At 70.7% G+C, this 4,869-nt stretch carries 4 protein-coding genes and 1 pseudogene; 4 read left to right on the top strand and 1 reads right to left on the bottom strand.

Annotated features, from left to right (window positions below; genetic code table 11):
- Nucleotides 1-41: 41 nt before the first annotated feature.
- The gene (locus AC2W7M_RS19785; protein WP_486134291.1) at nt 42-653 is read right to left on the bottom strand and encodes an outer membrane protein; all 612 of its coding nucleotides are present in this window, start codon (nt 651-653) and stop codon (nt 42-44) included.
- 270 nt (nt 654-923) lie between these two features.
- Between AC2W7M_RS19785 and uvrC the strand changes: the two are divergent.
- The 4 genes and pseudogenes from uvrC (at nt 924) to AC2W7M_RS19765 (ending at nt 4,590) form a co-directional block, all read left to right on the top strand.
- Nucleotides 924-3,131 (top strand): annotated as a pseudogene (gene uvrC / locus AC2W7M_RS19780) (excinuclease ABC subunit UvrC).
- A 105-nt stretch (nt 3,132-3,236) separates the two neighbouring features.
- Nucleotides 3,237-3,875, top strand: coding sequence for a CDP-diacylglycerol--glycerol-3-phosphate 3-phosphatidyltransferase (pgsA, locus tag AC2W7M_RS19775; protein WP_486134289.1), 639 nt, complete (start codon nt 3,237-3,239; stop codon nt 3,873-3,875).
- Nucleotides 3,872-4,123 carry a molybdopterin converting factor subunit 1 gene (gene moaD / locus AC2W7M_RS19770; protein ID WP_486134287.1) on the top strand — a complete coding sequence of 84 codons (252 nt, stop codon included), beginning with the start codon at nt 3,872-3,874 and terminating at the stop codon, nt 4,121-4,123. Before pgsA ends, moaD begins: the two co-directional genes overlap by 4 nt.
- Nucleotides 4,124-4,125: 2 nt before the next feature.
- Nucleotides 4,126-4,590, top strand: coding sequence for a molybdenum cofactor biosynthesis protein MoaE (locus tag AC2W7M_RS19765; protein ID WP_486134286.1), 465 nt, complete (start codon nt 4,126-4,128; stop codon nt 4,588-4,590).
- Nucleotides 4,591-4,869: the final 279 nt, after the last annotated feature.

Genomic DNA, 4,869 nt, shown 5'->3' with positions numbered 1-4,869 from the left:
CCGCGGAGCGCCCGGGCGCGGCTCGGCGCGCCGCTGAGCGGTCAGAAGCGGTAGTTGACGCCCGCGCGCAGCACGCCGCCGTCGAAGCCGACGCTGCGCGGGCCGAACACGGTCTGGAACGCGGTCGAGCCGAGATCGACGTAAAGATATTCGAGCTTGGTGCTCCAGTTCACGCCGAGCGCCACCTCCACGCCGGCGCCCACGGTCCAGCCGGAATGGTTGGCGCTGGAGGACATGCCGAGGACCTCGAGGCTGCCCTGTCCCCAGGCATAGCCCAGGGTGCCGTAAAGCAGGATGCGGTCGAAGGTGTAGCCGCCGCGAATGCGTACCGTGCCGAGCTCGTCCAGCGAGATCGGTCCGGCGGAGATGGCGGCGAAGTCGAAATCCACCTCGGCGCCAACCACGAAGGGTCCGCTGATCTGGATGTTGTAGCCCGCCTGAAAGCCGCCCAGAAGGCCGGTCGGGTCCTCGAAATTGGACGTGCCCCAGCCGTAGCCCACATTGGCGCCGACATAGAAGCCGGACCAGCTGAAGGCGTTCATGGGCTGCGCATAGGCCATCGGCGCGCCATAGGCCATGTCGGCGGCGGCGGCCGGCCAGGCGGCGGCAACGGCGAGCGCCACGGCAGGAAGAGCCGAGAGACGACGAAACATGTGAAATTCTCCGCAACGTGCCACGCACCCCCCTGGCGCAGGACGCCGCATCCTTGCGCGCAGGGGTTGCCCGAACCTTCCGCCAATCCCCGTCAGGCCGTCATGGTGAATGCGCCATTCACCATGCGGCGCCTTGCGCCTTGCGCGTTTGAAAGGGCGATGGTTTCATAGTGTGGATTGCGTTGTGCACAGCCATGGCGTGTTGTCGTTAACGCCGACTGAAGATGCCGCCCCCTGGCCCTCGGCGCGGCCAATGCCTAACTTGCGCCCATGAACGGCCGCCGCCCCACCGACCCGCCCGAGATCGCCCGCGCCCCCGACGACACCGCACCGGATGCCCCGGTTCCCGTCCCTGCGCCCGAAGCGTCAGCGGAGGAGGATGCACCGGCAGCGGAGAGTCTCGCCACCGGCCGGGAGGCGATTATCAAGGCGGTGAAGCACGCGCCCGCGGGGCCGGGCGTCTATCGCATGATCGATCGTGCCGGCCAGGTGCTCTATGTGGGCAAGGCCAAGAGCATCAAGAAGCGGGTCCTGAGCTATACCCGCCCGGTGGGCCACACCAACCGCATCGCCCGCATGATCGCCGCCACCGTCGCCATGGAGTTCGTCTCCACGCGAACGGAGCCCGAGGCGCTGCTTTTGGAGGCGAACCTCATCAAGCAGCTGAAGCCGCGCTTCAACGTGCTGCTGCGCGACGACAAGTCCTTCCCCTATATCCTCATCACCGCCGACCACGTCTCGCCGCAGATCCTCAAGCATCGCGGCGCGCGCTCCCGGCCGGCGACTATTACGGCCCGTTCGCCAGCGTGTGGGCGGTGGACCGCACCATCAACGCGCTCCAGCGCGCCTTCCTGCTGCGCTCGTGCTCGGACAGCTATTACGAGAACCGCACGCGGCCCTGCCTGCTGTTCCAGATCAAGCGCTGCGCCGGCCCGTGCACCGGCGAGGTGGGCCACGAGGACTACAAGGAACTGGTGCGCGAGGCGCGCGCCTTTCTCTCCGGCCGCTCCCGCGCGGTGAAGGAGGAGCTGGCGCGCGAGATGGAGGCGGCCTCCCACGACCTCGAATTCGAGCGCGCGGCGCGGCTGCGCGACCGGCTCGCCGCGCTCTCGGCGGTGCAGGGCTCGCAGGGCATCAACCCGCGCGGCGTGGAGGAGGCGGACGTGTTCGCCGCCACCCAGCAGGGCGGCGCCACCTGCATCGAGGTGTTCTTCTTCCGCACCGGCCAGAACTGGGGCAACCGCGCTTATTATCCCCGCGCCGACCGCTCGCTCTCCGAGGCCGAGGTGCTGGGCGCGTTCCTCTCCCAGTTCTACGAGGACAAGCCGGCGCCGCGCCTCATCCTCCTCTCCCACGAGGTGGAGGAGCAGGGCCTGATCGGCGAGGCGCTCTCGGAGAAGGCCGGCTTCAAGGTGGAGATCGCGGCGCCCAAGCGGGGCGAGAAGCGCGACCTGGTCGCGCATGCGCTCCAGAACGCGCGCGAGGCGCTCGCCCGCACGCTCGCGGAAACCGCCACCCAGCAGAAGCTGCTGGACGGGGTAGCGCAGGCGTTCGGCCTCCCCGCGCCGCCGCGGCGCATCGAGGTCTACGACAATTCCCACATCATGGGCACCAATGCGGTGGGCGGCATGATCGTCGCCGGCCCGGAGGGCTTCGCCAAGGGCCAGTACCGCAAGTTCAACATCCGCTCGACCGACCTCACGCCCGGCGACGATTTCGGCATGATGCGCGAGGTGCTGCGCCGCCGCTTCTCGCGCCTGCTGAAGGAGGCGCCGCGGGGCGAGGCAGCGTCGGCGCCTCCCCCCTTGTGGGGATGGGGATGGGGTGGGGGTCGGCCGGCCCGCGACGGAGCCGGTCGAAGCCGAGGAGCCAAGGACACCTCCCACCCCGAACTCCCCCGCAAGGAGGAAGGGTGGATCGCGCAACGGCGGCACCTCCGCCGATCTGCCGCCGCCGGACGAGGACATCGGCCCGGGCGCCTATCCCGCCGAGGAGGAGGACGCCCCCGTCGCCGCCGACACCCCGCCCTGGCCGGATCTGGTGCTGATCGACGGCGGCCTCGGCCAGCTCAACGCCGCGCGCCAGGTGCTGGAGGAACTGGGCATCACCGACGTGCCGCTGGTGGGCATCGCCAAGGGGCTCGACCGCGAGGCCGGGCGCGAGCAGTTTTTCCTTCCCGGCAAGACACCGTTCCGCATGGAGCCGCGCGACCCGGTGCTGTATTTCATCCAGCGCCTGCGCGACGAGGCGCACCGCTTCGCCATCGGCTCGCACCGGGCGCGGCGCAAGAAGGACATCACCGAAGCCGGGCTGCAGGCGATTGCCGGCGTCGGCCCCACCCGCAAGCGGGCGCTGCTGCGCCATTTCGGCACGCTGAAGGCGATCGAGCGGGCCTCGCTCGCCGATCTCGGCCAGGTGGACGGCATCAATGCCGCCACCGCCCAGGCGGTCTATGATTATTTTCACGGCCGGCCTTGAACCCGCCGCTCCCGGCCTCGTTCCTTGACGGGGGCGCCGGAGCCGACCAAGGAAGAGCGACAGGTCCGGGTGCCGCGCTCCCGCGCCCGCAGGAAGAGTGATCCCATGGCAGACGCCGCCACCCGCCCCGCACCTCCCAGCACCGCCCCGGCGGCGCGCGGCCACGCGTTCTCGCTGCCGAACCTGCTGACCTACGGGCGCTGCGTGGCCGTCCCGGTGGTGGCCGCCTGCCTGTTCTGGTCGGACATCCTCCAGGGCGGCCTGTGGCTGCGCTGGCTGGCGCTGGCGCTGTTCATCGCCGCCGCCGTGACCGATTTCTTCGACGGCTATCTGGCGCGCGCCTGGTCGCAGCAGTCCGCCATCGGCCGGATGCTCGACCCGATCGCCGACAAGCTCCTGGTCTCCACCTGCCTTTTGATGCTGGCCTCCGACGGCACCATCCGCGGCTGGTCCCTGTGGGCCGCCATCGTCATCCTGTGCCGGGAGATCTTGGTCTCGGGCCTGCGCGAGTTCCTGGCCGAGCTGCGCGTCTCGGTGCCGGTCTCGCGGCTCGCCAAGTGGAAGACCGCCATGCAGCTCGTGGCCGTCGGCGTGCTGATCGCCGGCCCGGCGGGCGAGAAGGTGCTGCCGGGCGTCTCGTTCCTCGGCCTGACGCTGCTGTGGGTGTCGGCGGTGCTGACGCTCTATACAGGCTACGACTATTTCCGCGCCGGGGCGCGTCATCTGGTGGAGGACCGGCGATGAAGGTTCTCTATTTCGCCTGGCTGCGCGAGCGTGTCGGCCGCGCCGAGGAGACCGTGGCGCCGCCGGCCGAGGTGGTGACGGTGGCGGACCTCGCGCGCTGGCTCGCGGCGCAGGACGAGGCCCATGCCCATGCGTTCGAGAACCTGGCGGTGGTGCGCGCCGCCCTCGACCGGCGCCACGTGAAGCCGGACGCGCCGATCGCCGGGGTGCGGGAGATCGCCTTCTTCCCGCCCATGACCGGAGGCTGAGCATGTTCGAGGTGCGCGTCCAGAGCGCCGTGTTCGATGCCAGCGCGGAAGCCGCGCGACTGTCGGACGCCCGCACGGATGTCGGCGCCCTCGTCACCTTCACCGGCCTGTGCCGCGCCGATCCCGACGCGGACGGCGCGCCGCTCACCGCCTTGGTGCTGGAGCACTATCCCGGCATGGCGGAAGAGGAGATGGCGCGCCATCTCGACGAGGCGCGACGGCGCTGGCCGCTCACCGGCGCCGTCATCGTCCACCGCCACGGGCGCATCCTGCCCGGCGAGCCGATCGTGCTGGTGGTGACCGCGTCCGCCCACCGCGAGGCGGCGTTCGCGGCGGCCGCCTTCCTGATGGACTGGCTGAAGACCAACGCCCCCTTCTGGAAGAAGGAGGAGCGCGGCGCGGCCGGCGATTGGGTCGCCGCCAAGGCGAGCGACGACGACGCCGCTGCGCGCTGGACCGCCGGCTGAGGCGTTCCGCACTGGGCCGGCAGTGCCTGTGGACGCCCATCGCCGCGCCCCGAGCCACCGCTTTTTTCTTACACCAGGACCGCGTAGAAGGAGGCGGATGCCAACCTGCCGCCCACGGCTAGGCTCGGACATCGACACGGGCCTGAAAGCGGGCCGGGAGGCGAGCATGGGTCGCAGGTCCACCACCACGGGCGGGCGCGCCCGCATGCCCCATGGCCCTACCCTTTTTGACGGCACTGCTGCTGGCCGCCGCCGCGGCGATGCCGGCGCGCACGCGCC

The organism is Xanthobacter sp. BG11Y11_SDJG (genome assembly GCF_057364445.1).
The sequence above is the reverse complement of the archived record's forward strand: the minus strand, read 5'-3'. Positions and strand labels throughout refer to the sequence as shown.

Bases quoted from the DNA above. Each gene is read 5' to 3' on its own strand.
- AC2W7M_RS19785 (WP_486134291.1), bottom strand. From the start codon at position 653: ATGTTTCGTCGTCTCTCGGCTCTTCCTGCCGTGGCGCTCGCCGTTGCC.
- pgsA (WP_486134289.1), top strand. From the start codon at position 3,237: ATGGCAGACGCCGCCACCCGCCCCGCACCTCCCAGCACCGCCCCGGCG.
- moaD (WP_486134287.1), top strand. From the start codon at position 3,872: ATGAAGGTTCTCTATTTCGCCTGGCTGCGCGAGCGTGTCGGCCGCGCC.
- AC2W7M_RS19765 (WP_486134286.1), top strand. From the start codon at position 4,126: ATGTTCGAGGTGCGCGTCCAGAGCGCCGTGTTCGATGCCAGCGCGGAA.